The 13,929-nt window shown below is 61.4% G+C and carries 15 protein-coding genes; 10 read left to right on the top strand and 5 right to left on the bottom strand.

Going from position 1 to position 13,929, the window contains the following annotated elements:
* Positions 1 to 4: 4 nt before the first annotated feature.
* The 4 genes from JAB1_RS09860 to JAB1_RS09845 form a co-directional block, all read right to left on the bottom strand.
* Positions 5 to 1,012 carry a LacI family DNA-binding transcriptional regulator gene (locus JAB1_RS09860; protein WP_070279662.1) on the bottom strand — a complete coding sequence of 336 codons (1,008 nt, stop codon included), beginning with the start codon at positions 1,010 to 1,012 and terminating at the stop codon, positions 5 to 7.
* A 283-nt stretch (positions 1,013 to 1,295) separates the two neighbouring features.
* Positions 1,296 to 2,033, bottom strand: a complete 738-nt coding sequence (locus tag JAB1_RS09855; RefSeq protein WP_034784601.1) for an NRDE family protein — start codon at positions 2,031 to 2,033, stop codon at positions 1,296 to 1,298.
* Positions 2,024 to 2,314, bottom strand: coding sequence for a DUF4936 family protein (locus JAB1_RS09850; protein WP_034784600.1), 291 nt, complete (start codon positions 2,312 to 2,314; stop codon positions 2,024 to 2,026). Before JAB1_RS09850 ends, JAB1_RS09855 begins: the two co-directional genes overlap by 10 nt.
* A gap of 7 nt (positions 2,315 to 2,321) precedes the next feature.
* Positions 2,322 to 3,437 (bottom strand): folate-binding protein YgfZ, encoded by a 1,116-nt coding sequence (locus tag JAB1_RS09845; protein ID WP_070279661.1) that lies wholly within the window; start codon positions 3,435 to 3,437, stop codon positions 2,322 to 2,324.
* 176 nt (positions 3,438 to 3,613) lie between these two features.
* On the opposite strand from JAB1_RS09845, the gene mltG reads away from it, so the two are divergent.
* From mltG to JAB1_RS09800, 9 genes are all read left to right on the top strand, one after another.
* Positions 3,614 to 4,600, top strand: a complete 987-nt coding sequence (mltG, locus tag JAB1_RS09840; protein ID WP_034784598.1) for an endolytic transglycosylase MltG — start codon at positions 3,614 to 3,616, stop codon at positions 4,598 to 4,600.
* Positions 4,601 to 4,621: 21 nt separating this feature from the next.
* Positions 4,622 to 5,263, top strand: a complete 642-nt coding sequence (gene tmk / locus JAB1_RS09835; RefSeq protein ID WP_070279660.1) for a dTMP kinase — start codon at positions 4,622 to 4,624, stop codon at positions 5,261 to 5,263.
* Positions 5,264 to 5,278: 15 nt separating this feature from the next.
* A complete protein-coding gene (locus tag JAB1_RS09830) occupies positions 5,279 to 6,307 on the top strand; it encodes a DNA polymerase III subunit delta' (protein ID WP_070279659.1) in 1,029 nt (342 codons plus the stop codon).
* Between the two features lie 131 nt (positions 6,308 to 6,438).
* On the top strand, positions 6,439 to 6,825 hold the full coding sequence (locus tag JAB1_RS09825; RefSeq protein ID WP_070253753.1) for a VOC family protein: 387 nt from the start codon (positions 6,439 to 6,441) through the stop codon (positions 6,823 to 6,825).
* 86 nt (positions 6,826 to 6,911) lie between these two features.
* Positions 6,912 to 7,691 carry a TatD family hydrolase gene (locus tag JAB1_RS09820; protein WP_070279657.1) on the top strand — a complete coding sequence of 260 codons (780 nt, stop codon included), beginning with the start codon at positions 6,912 to 6,914 and terminating at the stop codon, positions 7,689 to 7,691.
* Positions 7,692 to 7,707: 16 nt separating this feature from the next.
* On the top strand, positions 7,708 to 8,358 hold the full coding sequence (locus JAB1_RS09815) for an ankyrin repeat domain-containing protein (protein WP_071653324.1): 651 nt from the start codon (positions 7,708 to 7,710) through the stop codon (positions 8,356 to 8,358).
* Positions 8,359 to 8,614: 256 nt separating this feature from the next.
* Positions 8,615 to 9,538: a methyltransferase domain-containing protein gene (locus tag JAB1_RS09810; RefSeq protein ID WP_070253752.1), complete on the top strand. Its 924-nt coding sequence runs from the start codon at positions 8,615 to 8,617 to the stop codon at positions 9,536 to 9,538.
* Between the two features lie 100 nt (positions 9,539 to 9,638).
* A complete protein-coding gene (locus tag JAB1_RS09805; protein WP_034784592.1) occupies positions 9,639 to 9,887 on the top strand; it encodes a hypothetical protein in 249 nt (82 codons plus the stop codon).
* A gap of 153 nt (positions 9,888 to 10,040) precedes the next feature.
* On the top strand, positions 10,041 to 10,235 hold the full coding sequence (locus tag JAB1_RS09800; protein ID WP_070279655.1) for a hypothetical protein: 195 nt from the start codon (positions 10,041 to 10,043) through the stop codon (positions 10,233 to 10,235).
* 66 nt (positions 10,236 to 10,301) lie between these two features.
* Here the strand turns inward: JAB1_RS09800 and JAB1_RS09795 are convergent, their stop codons facing one another.
* The gene (locus tag JAB1_RS09795) at positions 10,302 to 11,360 is read right to left on the bottom strand and encodes a phospholipase A (RefSeq protein ID WP_034784590.1); all 1,059 of its coding nucleotides are present in this window, start codon (positions 11,358 to 11,360) and stop codon (positions 10,302 to 10,304) included.
* 359 nt (positions 11,361 to 11,719) lie between these two features.
* Here JAB1_RS09795 and fusA point away from each other — a divergent pair, with 359 nt between their 5' ends.
* Positions 11,720 to 13,828: an elongation factor G gene (gene fusA / locus JAB1_RS09790; RefSeq protein ID WP_034784639.1), complete on the top strand. Its 2,109-nt coding sequence runs from the start codon at positions 11,720 to 11,722 to the stop codon at positions 13,826 to 13,828.
* Positions 13,829 to 13,929 lie beyond the last annotated feature (101 nt).

Raw genomic sequence — 13,929 nt, 5'->3', positions numbered from 1 at the left:
AAGGTCAGGGGCAGCCGCAGGAATTGCGTACGCGCAAGGTTGGCGACAAGCGCTGCACGTGCTGGGCGATGCCCGGATTGGCGATACGGTCGATCAGGAGGTCGACGGCCATGGCGCCCAGCTCTTCGAGCGGCTGGGCCATCACGGTGAGGCGGGGGCTGAAGTAATCGGCCCAGTCGAAATCATCGAAGCCGGCCAGCGCGACGTCTTGCGGTACTGCAATGTGCGCATCGCGCAAGGCATGCATGGTGCCGATGGTCATCAGGTTATTGCCGGCAACGATGGCCGTGGGACGCTGTGCGGCGGGCAGGGCGAGCAATTCGCGCGTGGCTGCGCCGCTGCGTTCCAGGTTGGAGTCGCCCGAACGCAGCAGTGCCCCATCGAAGGCAATATTGGCGCGCTGCAAGGCCAGGCGGTAGCCTTCGATACGCTCGTCCGTCGTGGAGAGACCGGGCGCGCCGGCGATGAAACCGATGCGGCGGTGGCCATGGGCCGCGATCAGATGGCTAACGAGCTGGGCCGTCGCTTCGATGTTTTCCACGCCCACCTGGTCGAACGGTTGTGGCGACATGCGGTCGACCAGCACGGAAGCGATCTTGTTGCTGGTCAAATAGTCGAGGGCGCGGTTGTGCGGATCGCCGGATGGCGCCAGCACGATGCCATCGACGCGGCGCTGGTGCAAGTTCTGCACCACTTTCAACTCTTGCTCGGGATCGTCATGCGTATCGGAAAACAGCATCATCAAGCCGTGGCGCGTGCAGGCAGCCTCGATGGCGCGCACGGTTTCGCTGAAATAATGATTGGTGAAGGCGGAAATGGCCACGCCGATGGTGCCCGACGAGGAGCCGGCCAGCGCGCGCGCCAGCATGTTCGGCACATAGCCGATCTGCTGCATGGCCGCGTTGACGGCGGCGACGGTTTTCGGGCTGACCTTGCGGGTGCCGTTGACTACGTGAGAGACGGTCGACAGCGATACGTCCGCCGCCCGCGCTACATCTTCCATGGTGGCCATGGTGTCTCCTGAGGTTTTTTTTATTATTGTGTACTGCGATTGGGTGCGGCTGTGTCGCCGCGATTGAAGCTATCGTAAACAAAAGAAAGCGCTTGCGCAAGCGCTTTCTTTTTTCTGCGGACGGATGGCGGGTGGGTTGCCGATGAGGACAGGGGAAGCTTGCGCAGGTCGGATTAGCGCGCCGGAGGCGCGCGTAATCCGACATCGGGGACGGCGGTGATGCCGCTTGAGGGCGCTGGTGTTGTCGGGTTACGCGCTTGCGCGCTAACCCGACCTACCCGACCTACTGGATCACCAGCTCATGCAATTCGCCGGGAGAATCCGGGAACAGTTTCACGACGGTGGAAGTGCGCGTGCCGTAACCCGGCGTTTCGATGCAGACGGCGGACAGTACGCGTTCGAGGTCGAGCGGCACGCCTGTGTCCGGCAAGCGGAAATCGGGCGCGCGCGTGGTGTCGGCCAGCATGTCGAAATACGCCTCGTCGGGCGCACCCTGGCACAGCAGGCTGGCGAACTGGGCCTTGGTCTTCAGGACCTTCGGCCACGGCGCGTCCAGCAGGGCGTTCGACAGGCCGTAGATGCCCGGCTCCAATGGCTGGCCATTGCGCGCATCGCCATCGCCCCGGTTGGAAAACCAGATCAGGGTGTCCGCGTCGCCCAGCACCAGGTTAAAGCCGTTGTAGGCTGTGCAGCCGGGGCGGATTTGCGCGATGTAATCCTGTGGCGACATATTGCCGGCCAGATAGTCGGCTACCAGGGCGCCGCGCGAGGGGGCGTCCGGGTTGCGGTCTTGCGGGCTGCGGATATTCGTGATGGCGGCAAAGCGCGAGCTGCCGCTGCCGGCCTGGGTGATGCCCATCCAGCTACCGCCCGCCTGCAGGTCGCGGCCCGCATACACTTGCGGGTGCTCGGGCCAGGCGCCGGCGGGGGCGCTGGCGCGTTCATAGAATTCGTCGCGGTTGGCGGCGGCAATCAGCGGGATGTGCGGATTGACTTTCCAGGCAAAAACGATCAGGCACATGGAGGCAAATCCATGAACACTTCCGTATGGCGCGCTCCAGCCGTCAAGGACAGCAATCCCGCTTCGTCGGACGCGCTGGCCAGCAGCTCCGTAAAACCTTCGCCGACGACGGGGTAGATTTCCATCCACGTCTGCAAGCCATCCTTGGCGTCAGGGCGGCGTTTCAATTGCGGCGCCACGCCGGACGCGGCAGCCAGTTTTGCCTGCAAGGCACGGACCCGGGCTTCCAGCGCCTGGGCGTGCTCTTCCTTGACCTGGTAATAAATGTACAAATCTTTCATGGCATTCTCACAAGTCGAGTGCGTCTAGCACGTAAGGCATGGACAGGAACTGCACGTGAGCGCCCTGGGCCGAACCATAGCGCACGGCGCCGGCGGCACTTGCACCTTCTTCGATCGCCCCCAGCTTCATTTCAACGAGGGCGTCGATGCCGCCATCACCGTTGGGCGCCGCGTTGACGACCATGCCGCAAGGTTGCTCGGGGTCGCTGACGGCAAACAGTTCGCCGCCGGCCACTACCGAGGGATCGGCAATGCTGACGAGGGTGGTGCGGCGCTTGAGCTTGCCCAGGTACTGGCTGCGCGCGACGATTTCCTGGCCCGGGTAGCAGCCTTTCTTGAAATTGACGCCGCCCAGCAGCTCGAAGTTGACCATTTGCGGCACGAACTGCTCTTGCGTGGCGGCCGTGATCTGCGGGATGCCCGCGTGGATGTCCGACAAGCGCCAGGCGTCAATCCCGCCCTTGGCGAGCGTTTGCGCCAGCTGCGGCCACACGTCGCGCGCCGTGGCGGCCGACGTCAGCCATTCATAGCGGGCGCTGCCGAACGCATCGGCCACGCGCAGCAGGGTGCCGGACGCGTGTTCGACCTTGCTGAACGGCGTGGCGGGCAGCGCCGGGAACCAGGCGGACAGGGCCGCGCTGGCTTGTTTGCCGCCCAGGCCCAGGACAACTTGATTGGCTGCATCAAGGGATGCATCGTGCAGCTTGGCCTTGGCGCGCAGCACGAACATCTGCAGCCGCTTCTGGATGGCCGGCTGTATGGCGCGCGGCAATTGCAGATAAATGGTGGTGGCGTTGCGCCACATCAGGAAACTGGCCAGCAGCCGGCCTTTCGGCGTGCAGTAGCCGGCCAGGCGCACTTGCTCCTGGTTCAGGTGTTCCACATCGTTGGTCAGCTGGCCGTGCAGGAAACTGGCTGCATCGTCGCCGCTCAAGCCGATCAAGCCCTGGTCCGTGATGGCCGCGACAAAACCTTCTTGCAGCTGGGGCACTGTCAGGGACTGGCCGAAATCATGGATAGGGACGGCGGTGATGGGGGCGGTGCTGTCAGGCGCGCCATCGATGGCAACGGGGCGGGCGCCTTGGGCTGTTAAAAATTGATTCCAGTTATTCATAATTTCCATTAGATCAGCGATTAAGCATTATCATTACGGGTTCATTATAGTGATGTCGCGCAGATTGCGTCGGCAACGGCAAGATTGCCAGTGTTGGCGCCGCTTTGCGCGCACTTGCTTCACAAATGAACGATCATAACAAGCGGACGTTGGCCATCAGCGCCCGCATCACAAGAATCGGAACAATGGCTTTCTTTAAAAAACTTGTAGTCAGTTCAGTCATCGCCGCCATCGGCGTGGGCGGTACTTTTGTGTACTGGGCGCAGCAGCCCATCACCACGGATGGAGAAGCGATTCCGTTTACGATCAGCCCGGGCAGCGGCGCGCATGCGGCCGGCCAGCAGATCGCGGACGCGGGAGTGCCCATCGTGCCCATCCTGTTCAACATGCTGGCGCGCATCGAAGGCAAGACCTCGAAGATCAAGGCCGGTTCCTATGAACTGAAACCGGGCACCACGCCGCAGCGTTTGATCACGCAGCTGGCGCGCGGCGAATTCGCGCAAGAGTCGCTGACCATCATCGAAGGCTGGACCTTCAAACAGATGCGCCTGGCGATGGCCAACCATCCCGGCCTCAAGCACGATACCGCAGGCCTGTCCGACAAGGAACTGATGGCGAAAATCAGCCCGGAATATGTGCACCCGGAAGGTTTGTTCTTCCCGGATACGTATCTGTTTGCCAAGGGCGCCAGCGAAATGCAGATTTTCAGGCAGGCGCACACGGCCATGATCGGCCGCCTGTCCGAAGCGTGGGACAAGCGCGATCCCGCCTTGCCATATAAAAACCCGTACGAAGCGCTGATCATGGCTTCCATCGTGGAAAAGGAAACGGGGCAAAAGTCCGAGCGCGCCATGATTGCCGGCGTGTTCGTCAACCGCCTCAAGACGGGCATGCTGCTGCAGACGGACCCGACTGTGATCTATGGCATGGGCGACAACTACCAGGGCAAGATCCGCAAACGCGACCTGGAAGCGGACACCCCGTACAATACCTACACGCGCGGCGGCTTGCCGCCCACGCCGATCGCCCTGGCTGGCGCGCAATCGCTGACGGCGGCGCTGGCGCCGGCCCGCACGCAAGCGCTGTATTTCGTGGCGCGCGGCGACGGCACCAGCCAGTTCTCGGCCAACTTGCCCGACCATAACCGCGCCGTGAATCAATACCAGCGTTAATTATTTCAAACTAGAAGCTTCATGACACCACACTATCAACCCCGCTTCATCACCTTCGAAGGCATCGATGGCGCGGGCAAGTCGACGCATATCGGCTTTGTCACCGACTACCTGCAGCAGCGGGGCGTCAGCCTCGTTTCATCGCGCGAACCGGGTGGTACCAGCCTGGGCGAAAAACTGCGCGAACTGCTGCTGCATGAAAAAATGCACCTGGAAACGGAAGCCTTGCTGATGTTCGCCAGCCGCCGCGAACATATCGCGCAAGTGATCGCGCCAGCCCTCGATCGGGGCGAGTGGGTCATTTCCGACCGCTTCAGCGACGCCAGCTTCGCCTACCAGGGCGGGGGCCGGGGCATGGACTTGCGCAAGATGGAAGCGCTGGAAGCGTGGGTGCACCCGCACTTGCAGCCGGACCTGACTTTCCTGTTCGACGTGCCGCTGGCCGTGGCCCGTGCCCGCCTGGACGCCACGCGTGCGCTCGACAAGTTCGAGCAGGAGCAGGCCGATTTCTTTGCCGCCACGCGCAACGAGTATCTGCGCCGCGCGGCCCAGTTCCCGGAACGCTTCCGCATCATCGATTCCACGCAAAGCATTGCCGATATTCAAGTACAGCTGGCAAAATTGCTTGATGTATTGCTTGAGCAAAGTATTGCAAGCCACTGATTGACAAGGAATAAAATGAACAGTCCTCTCTATCCGTGGCAACAGGACGCCTGGCAGCAATTGCAAGCCTTGCGCCCGCGCATGCCGCACGCCATTTTGTTCCATGGCGCGCAGGGCATCGGCAAGGCCGACTTCATCGAGCATTTCGCGCAGGCATTGCTGTGCGAAGACGTGCGCGCCGACGGCCATGCCTGCGGCGCGTGCGCCTCATGCGGCTGGTTTAGCCAGGGCAACCATCCCGATTACCGCCGGGTCCGTCCGGAAGCGCTGGAAGACGACGTGGCCGACGACGGCGAAGAGGGCGAGGGTGCCAAAAAAAGCGCCAAGACCAAGACGCCGTCGAAAGACATCAAGATCGAGCAGATCCGCAACCTGGCCGACTTCATGAACATTTCCACGCACCGCCAGGGCTTGCGCGTGGTGGTGCTGTACCCGGCCGAGGCGCTGAACACGCCCGCGTCCAACGCCTTGCTGAAAACCCTGGAAGAGCCGCCGCCGGGCACCCTGTTCCTGCTGGCTTCGAACAGCCTGGACCGTTTGCTGCCGACCATCTTGTCGCGTTGCAGGAAATTCGCCTTGCCTATGCCCAGCCACGAGCAGGCCTTGACGTGGCTCAAGCAACAAGGCTTGAACGATGCGGACAGCTGGCTGCGCGAACAGGGCGGCGCGCCGCTGGCAGCGCTGGCCCAGTCCGAGTCGGGCGGCCGCGAAGAAACGGAACAATTGCTGCAAGTCTTGGCGAACCCTGGCGTGGAAGCGGCCCTGAAAGCGGCGGACAAATTACAGAAGTCTCCGCTGGCACCCTTGGTGGCATCGCTCCAGCGCTGGCTGTACGACGTGTTTTCCGTCAAATTGTCCGGCACCATCCGCTACTACCCGCGCCACCGGCGCGAACTGGAAGCGCTGGCAGGACGCATCAACGTGAGCCGGTTGATGGCTGCGATCAAAGCTGCCAATGAGCGCCGGGCGATTGCCGAACACCCCTTGTCGCCCAAGCTGTTCCTGGAAGACATGTTGCTCGACTACGCATCAATTTTCCAATAAAATCAATTACTTGTACTGTTAAATTAAAGTAAATTATCTATTTCTTGGCCTGCCAGCAGGTTCGCCGCATCGTTTGCCACGCCTGGTCCCCGGTGTTACAGTCAAGGCACTGGACAGCAACGGAGGCGTGCATGAAACGAGTCACTGGCATCGGCGGCATCTTTTTCCACGCGCAAGACCCGGCCGCGCTGCGCGCCTGGTACCAGCGCCACCTGGGCCTGGACGTGCAGCCGTGGGGCGGCGCCGCCTTCACCTGGGCGGACGCCGACGGCAAGCCCACTGGCGGCACCACTATCTGGTCCGTCGCGGCCAATGACAACGAACAATTCGCGCCCGGCAAGGCTTCCTTCATGATCAACTACCGCGTCGACGACCTCGACGCGTTGCTGCAAGCCCTGCGCGACGAGGGCTGCAACGTGCTGGAAAAGGCGCCCGATTCCGAATATGGCCAGTTCGGCTGGGTCATCGATCCCGAGGGCAACAAGGTGGAGCTGTGGCAGCCGCCGCAGGGGCAGTAGGCGGACTGCGCGGGAGTCGTCAGCGGCAGCACGGATTTGCGCCTTCCCCCTGCCAGATTCCGCCCGCTCCGGTACAATCCCGCCTTATGTATATCGATTCCCATTGCCATATCAATTTCCCCGAGCTGGCTGCTCGCATGCCCGAGATCCTCGCCAAGATGGCCGAGAACAAGGTGACGCACGCCTTGTGCGTGTCCGTCGACTTGCCGGACTTTCCACAGGTGCTGGCTCTGGCCGAGCAGTATCCGCATATCTTTGCTTCCGTCGGCGTGCATCCCGATTACGAGGACACACCTGAGCCGTCCGTGGAAGACCTGGTCCGCTTGGCCGACCATCCGAAGATCATCGCCATCGGCGAGACGGGCCTCGACTATTTCCGCCTGACGGGCGACCTGGAGTGGCAGCGCGAGCGTTTCCGCACTCACATCAAAGCTTCAAGAATCACGCGCAAGCCCTTGATTATTCACACAAGAGCGGCCAGTGAAGACACCATACGCATCATGCGCGAAGAGGGCGCGGGCGTGTCGGACGGCGGCGTGGCCGGCGTCATGCATTGCTTTACGGAATCCCTGGAAGTGGCGCGCGCCGCCATCGCCATGGGTTTCTATATTTCCTTTTCCGGCATCGTCACGTTCAAGAGCGCGAAAGACTTGCAGGCCGTGGCCCTGGAAGTGCCGCTCGAGCGCATCCTGATCGAGACGGATTCGCCGTACCTGGCCCCCGTGCCGTTCCGCGGCCGCATGAACGAACCGGGCTATGTGGCCCACGTGGCGGAATACCTGTCGACCCTGAAAGGCATCCCGCTGGACCAGGTGGCGATGCAGACGACGGATAATTTCTTCAAGTTATTCAATCAGTTGCCGTAACTTCTTAAGGTCAGATATGATGAAAAAACTCGCCCTGGCGATGCTGCTGTGCTGCGCCACCGCCAGCCAGGCGGCGCCGGAACCGGACGCCTTCTTCCGCGCCGTGTCCGTGAATAATGCCAGCGGCGTGCGCAGCATGCTGGCGGAAGGCATGAATCCGAACCAGCCTGACGCGCAGCGGGGCGACATTCCCCTCGTGCTGGCCTTGCGCGACGATGCGGACCGGGTGTTCCAGGTGCTGCTCGATGCTCCCGGCATCGACCTGGAAGCCCGTTCAGCCAATGGCAACACGGCACTGATGATGGCCGCCTACAAGCACAAGCAGGACGCCGTGAACGCCTTGCTGGCCAAGGGCGCCAAGGTCAACCAGAGCGGCTGGACGGCGCTCCACTATGCGGCCTCGGCAGGCGACCTGCCCATCATGAAGATATTGCTCGACCGCGACGCCGTGGTCGATGCGCTTGCGCCCGCCAACGTCACGCCGCTGATGTTTGCCGCACGCGAAGGACAGGAGGGCGCCGTCACGCTGCTGTTGTCCTGGGGCGCGGACGCCAGCCTGAAAAGCGGCCATGGCTGGACAGCCGTGCAGTTTGCCCAGGCGGGCGACAAGCCCGGCGTGGTCGCCATCATCGAAGCGGCACAGAAAGCGCGCGCAGCCCGCAAGTGATGTTTTAATTTCAATACTTTCCATGCCAGCGCTGAAACTGGCATGGAATTGCCTCTCACCTCAGCCCTTTGTTCTCCCTGCCGATTAACGATAATGATCGTGTCGCATTAATCAGGAGATACGTCGCATGGGTCATCACATCACCGTCAGGCGCCGGCTGTATTGTCGCCGCCCCTCGCGCAGCCCGTGCGATATCACTGCTTTCTGGAATGACAAAACCGATCGGCCATCGGAGCCAGACTCCAAGAGGACAGACATGCTGAATGAACGAGAAATCGAGAGTTGTTACCTGGGGCAATTTATCCCCGTCCATTACCACCACAATATGTTGATGGACCAGAACCGCATGCACGGGTTCAAGTCGGCGATCGATTACGCGGTAAAACCCGGCATGAAGGTGCTGGAGCTGGGCGGCGGCACGGGCGTGCTGTCGTGGTTTGCGGCCGCGCGCGCCGACAAGGTGTGGTGCGTGGAGTTCAATCCGGACATGGTCAAGGAAGCGCGCAAGATGCTGGCGCTCAATCCCAATGGTGAAAAAGTCGAAGTCGTCCACGCGGACGCCTTCGAATACCTGCCGCCCGAGCCCGTCGATGTGGTCATCTGCGAAATGATCCATGTCGGCATGCTGCGCGAAAAGCAGGTGGAAGTGATCGAATCGTTCAAGCGCCGCTACCTGGCCCGCTTTGGCGGTCCGCTGCCCATCTTCCTGCCCGAAGCCGTCATCATGGCCGTGCAGCCGATGCAGCAGGAATACGATTTCGAGGGTTTTTATGCGCCTATCGTGCAATTCCAGGAAACCACGGCCATCCATCCTGGCGTGCAGGAGCTGGCGCCGCCTTCCGTCTACAGCATCATCGACTTCAGCCAGCCGACGGACAATGTGTTCGGCTTTGATGGCAAGTTTGTCGTCGAGCGCAGCGGCACCCTGAATGCCTTGCGTTTCGTCACCAAGAACATCCTGGCCGTGGTGCCCGAGCGCTCGACCACCATCGACTGGCTGAACCACTACATGTGCTTGCCGCTGGCCACGCCGGTGGCCGTGAAGGCGGGCGACGTGCTGCAAGTGAGCTTCCAGTACCGCGCCGGCGGCTCGATTCCCTCGCTGGAAGCGTCGATCCGCGCCCAGGTGATCTATGACGTGAATCTTCAGCCTGTGGTGCAGAACGCCGTGTATGCATAAGCATCGTTAATTCCAAGGCAACGCCGCAGCGATTTCATCCTGCGGCGTTTGTCCATTCAGGGTATATTTCGTCTTTTACCCACTGGACAGCTTTACTATCATGGAACAGATCGATCAGCGTTACCTCGTGCAACAGAACAAAATCAGCGATGGCGAGACCCGGCCGCCCGTGTTTGCCAAGGTAATGCGCAGCAAGGAAGGCGTGTTTGAAGGCGTGTCCTTCATCAAGTCGAAGGACAAGGCCACCGTCATGACCATCGAAGATGCCAACCAGGCCATCAAATGGGCCACCAGCAAGAAGCCGAACGCGCATGAATACATCACGAAAGTGATTTGCGTCGGCCAGTAAGTCCCCGTTCATTCCCGTTTTTGCACCGTTCATCCCCGCAGCGCGCAGTTCATCGCATGGCCGTTGCCGCCGTCGCTGCGCTTTCATATAGTGCTGTCACGGTAGCGGGGCAAGCACGGCTTGCTCCGCACATTTCATTCTAGGGGGAACGCGATGCTGGGATTCGTGCTGTGGCTGCTGCTCTTGCTGGTGTGCTGGCCCCTGGCCTTGCTGGCCCTCGTGCTGTATCCGCTGGCCTGGCTGCTGTTGCTGCCATTCCGCTTGATCGGCATCGGCGTGGAAGGCGTGTTCGAATTGCTGCGCGCCATCGTCATGCTGCCGGCGCGCGTGCTGGGCGGCGGCCGGTGATAAACCCGATATTTCCCATAAAAAATGGCGCCATTGGCGCCATTTTTGTTTGCGGTACTGCCTGGCTTACAGGTCGACCATGAAACCGGCGCCGATCGATTTCTGCGAATAGTTGTAGTCGATCAAGCTCTGGCCATAGCCGGAGAACAGTTGCAGATAGCCTTTCAGGTTGGCCTTCAATGGGAAGGCCCAGCTGGCCTGCATGGAACCATGCTTCTTGCTGAAATTGCGGCGGGCCGTCACGGCATACTCGTGGCCCTTGTTGCGGTAGCTGACGCGCAAGTCGCCATGCCCCATGTAATCGGTGATGTCGATATTGTCATTGTCGGTCTTGCCATTGTCGAGGCGGTGCCAGACGCGCGTCGTGACGGCCAGGTTGTCCTTCTCCATGCCCAGCTCGGCATACACGCGGTTCCAGCTGCGCGACAGGGTCGACGTCTGTCCGTTGGACTGGTGCACGAGGCCGAAGTTCAGGTAATTGAATTCCACGCCCGCGAAATTCTTGTTGATCGGCAAGATCAGCATCAACTCAGGCTGGTAATTGGTCTCGCGGAAAGGACTCGATGCCTTGCGGTTATACGCCTGCCAGAAACTTTGCTGCGTGTAGCCGAACCACATGTCGATGGGCGTGCCGGCGATGTCTTCCAGCAGCTTCATCTTGAAGCTGAGCTGGAATGTCAATTCCACATGCTGGCTCTTGATGCCGGCGGGCGTGAAATCCTGGAACGGTTCGTCGTTCGAAGCGTCGCTGTAATTGGCCAGCAGCAGATAGGTATCGCGGTGCGGGCGGAAGTTGAACAGGCCGCGCTTGGACGCTTCGTTCAGTTCCCACGATTGCTGCGTGCGCGAAATCGGCGCTTCCGGTGGCGCTGCGCCAGCCTGCGCGATGGCGGGAATGGCGGCGTTGACGGCGTCCGGCGTGGCCACGCCCGGCGGACTGACTGGCGTGAGGGGCGCGACCTCGGCAGCGGCAGCCAGGGTCACTGCCGCGGTGACGGGATCGCCGCCGGCGGCGATGGTGGCCTTTTCCGCCGCCTTGGCCAGGGTGTCGAAGCAGCCCAGGCGGGCACTGGCGTCACCGAGGACGGCGCAACGCTGCATTTGCTGTTCCAGTTCGCCGGCCATGGCCAGCGCCGGCGATGCCAGCAGGGAGGAAAGGATTATTTTTCTTAGTTGGATAGTCATAAGCTGAGTAGGGCATGTCGTTCGGTGCGCACCTGGGCTGCATGCCGGCGGCGTCGCCTTGCATGGCAGGATGCCATGCGTATTGATTTTTATTAATCTTTGTTGAATTAAAGTTCAAAAATTAATGTCTGGGAAGTATAGCCGAATCCTCAATTAGCCTCCGCGTCGCAGACGTGCGCGGGCCTGCTGGTGTTGTGCGCTTGGTAAACGGTACGCTGCCGTGCCGCCCAAATCGATGTCTGCTACACTGGAAAACCGGCGCAAACCCAGTGATGCCGGGGCTAGCCATGGAGATTGTGATGACCCGCAAAACACCTATCGAGCGCTACCGCAACATCGGCATCAGCGCCCATATCGACGCCGGCAAGACCACCACCACCGAGCGCATCCTGTTTTATACGGGGGTCAATCACAAGATCGGCGAAGTGCACAACGGTGCCGCCACCATGGACTGGATGGAACAGGAACAGGAACGGGGCATCACCATCACCTCGGCCGCCACCACGGCCTTCTGGAAAGGCATGGCAGGCAATTTCCCCGAACACCGGATCAATATCATCGATACGCCGGGCCACGTGGATTTCACGATTGAAGTCGAGCGCTCGATGCGCGTGCTCGACGGCGCCGTGATGGTCTACGATGCTGTCGGCGGCGTGCAGCCGCAATCGGAAACCGTCTGGCGGCAAGCGAATAAATACCATGTGCCGCGCATCGCCTTCATCAACAAGATGGACCGGGTGGGTGCCGACTTTTTGCGCGTGCGCAAGCAGATCGCCGAGCGCCTGAAGGGCGTGGCCGTGCCCATCCAGCTGCCCATCGGCGCCGAAGACCATTTCACGGGCGTGATCGACCTGCTGAAAATGCGCGCCATCACCTGGGACGACGCCAGCCAGGGCGTGCAGTTCAGCTATGGCGAGATTCCCGCGGAACTACAGGCGCAGGCGCAGGAGTGGCATGACCATATGGTCGAGAACGCGGCCGAAGCCACGCTGGAGATGACGGAACGCTACCTGAATGGCGACACGTTTACGGAAGCCGAGCTCAAGCAAGCCTTGCGCGCGCGGACCATCCGCAACGAGATCGTGCCCATGCTGTGCGGCAGCGCCTTCAAGAACAAGGGCGTGCAGGCGATGCTCGATGCCGTCATCGAATACCTGCCGTCACCGATGGAAGTGCCGCCCATCATGGGCCATGACGAGCACGACAACGAGGTGGAACGCCATCCGACTGACGACGAGCATTTTTCTGCCCTGGCCTTCAAGATCATGACGGACCCGTTCGTGGGGCAGCTGACCTTCTTCCGCGTGTATTCGGGCGTGGTGAATTCGGGCGACATGGTCTACAACCCCACCAAGAGCGCGCGCGAACGGCTGGGGCGCATCCTGCAGATGCACGCGAACGAGCGCAAGGAAATCAAGGAAGTGTATGCGGGCGACATCGCCGCCGCCGTGGGCCTGAAAGCCGTCACCACGGGCGACACCCTGTGCGCCATCGATCACATCATCGTGCTGGAAAAGATGATCTTCCCGGAACCGGTGATTTCCCAGGCTGTCGAACCGAAGACCAAGCCGGACCAGGAAAAGATGGGCATCGCCCTGAACCGCCTGGCGCAGGAAGATCCGTCGTTCAGGGTCCATACGGACGAGGAATCGGGCCAGACCATCATGTCGGGCATGGGCGAGTTGCACCTGGAAATCCTGGTCGACCGCATGCGCCGCGAATTCGGCGTGGAAGCCAATGTCGGCAAGCCGCAGGTGGCGTACCGGGAAACCATCACGCGCGCGGTGGAAGACGTGGAAGGCAAGTTCGTCAAGCAATCGGGCGGACGGGGCCAGTACGGCCACGTGGTGCTCAAACTGGAACCCTTGCCGCCAGGCACCGGCTACCAGTTCGTCGACGCCATCAAGGGCGGCGTGGTGCCGCGCGAGTTCATCCCGGCCGTCGACAAGGGCATCGCCGAAACCCTCAAGTCGGGCGTGCTGGCAGGCTACCCGGTCGTCGACGTGAAGGCCACGTTGACGTTCGGCTCCTACCACGACGTCGATTCGAACGAAAACGCGTTTCGCATGGCCGGCTCCATCGCCTTCAAGGATGGCATGCGCAAAGCGTCGCCCGTGCTGCTGGAACCGATGATGCAGGTGGAGGCGGAAACGCCGGAAGAATTCATGGGCAACGTCATGGGCGATTTGACGGCCCGCCGCGGCATGGTGCAGGGCGTCGACGACATCCCCGGCGGCGCGGGGCGCATCGTCAAGGCCCTGGTGCCGCTGGCCGAAATGTTCGGTTACTCGACAACCTTGCGTTCGCTGACCCAGGGCCGCGCCACCTACACGATGGAATTCAAGCACTATGCGGCCGTGCCCAAGCATATACTCGACCAGGTGGCGGCGGCGGGAAAAGCCAAGTAGGCCGGATTAGCGGGGCAAAGCCCCACGTAATCCGACAACATTGTTGGCCAAGGCCGTTGGTGGTGTCGGCTTGCGCACGTCGCGCTAACCCGACCTACGCA

Origin of the sequence: Janthinobacterium sp. MP5059B (assembly GCF_001758645.1) — a bacterium.
In the GTDB taxonomy this organism is placed as follows: Bacteria; Pseudomonadota; Gammaproteobacteria; order Burkholderiales; family Burkholderiaceae_D; genus Janthinobacterium; species Janthinobacterium lividum.
The sequence above is the reverse complement of the archived record's forward strand: the minus strand, read 5'-3'. Positions and strand labels throughout refer to the sequence as shown.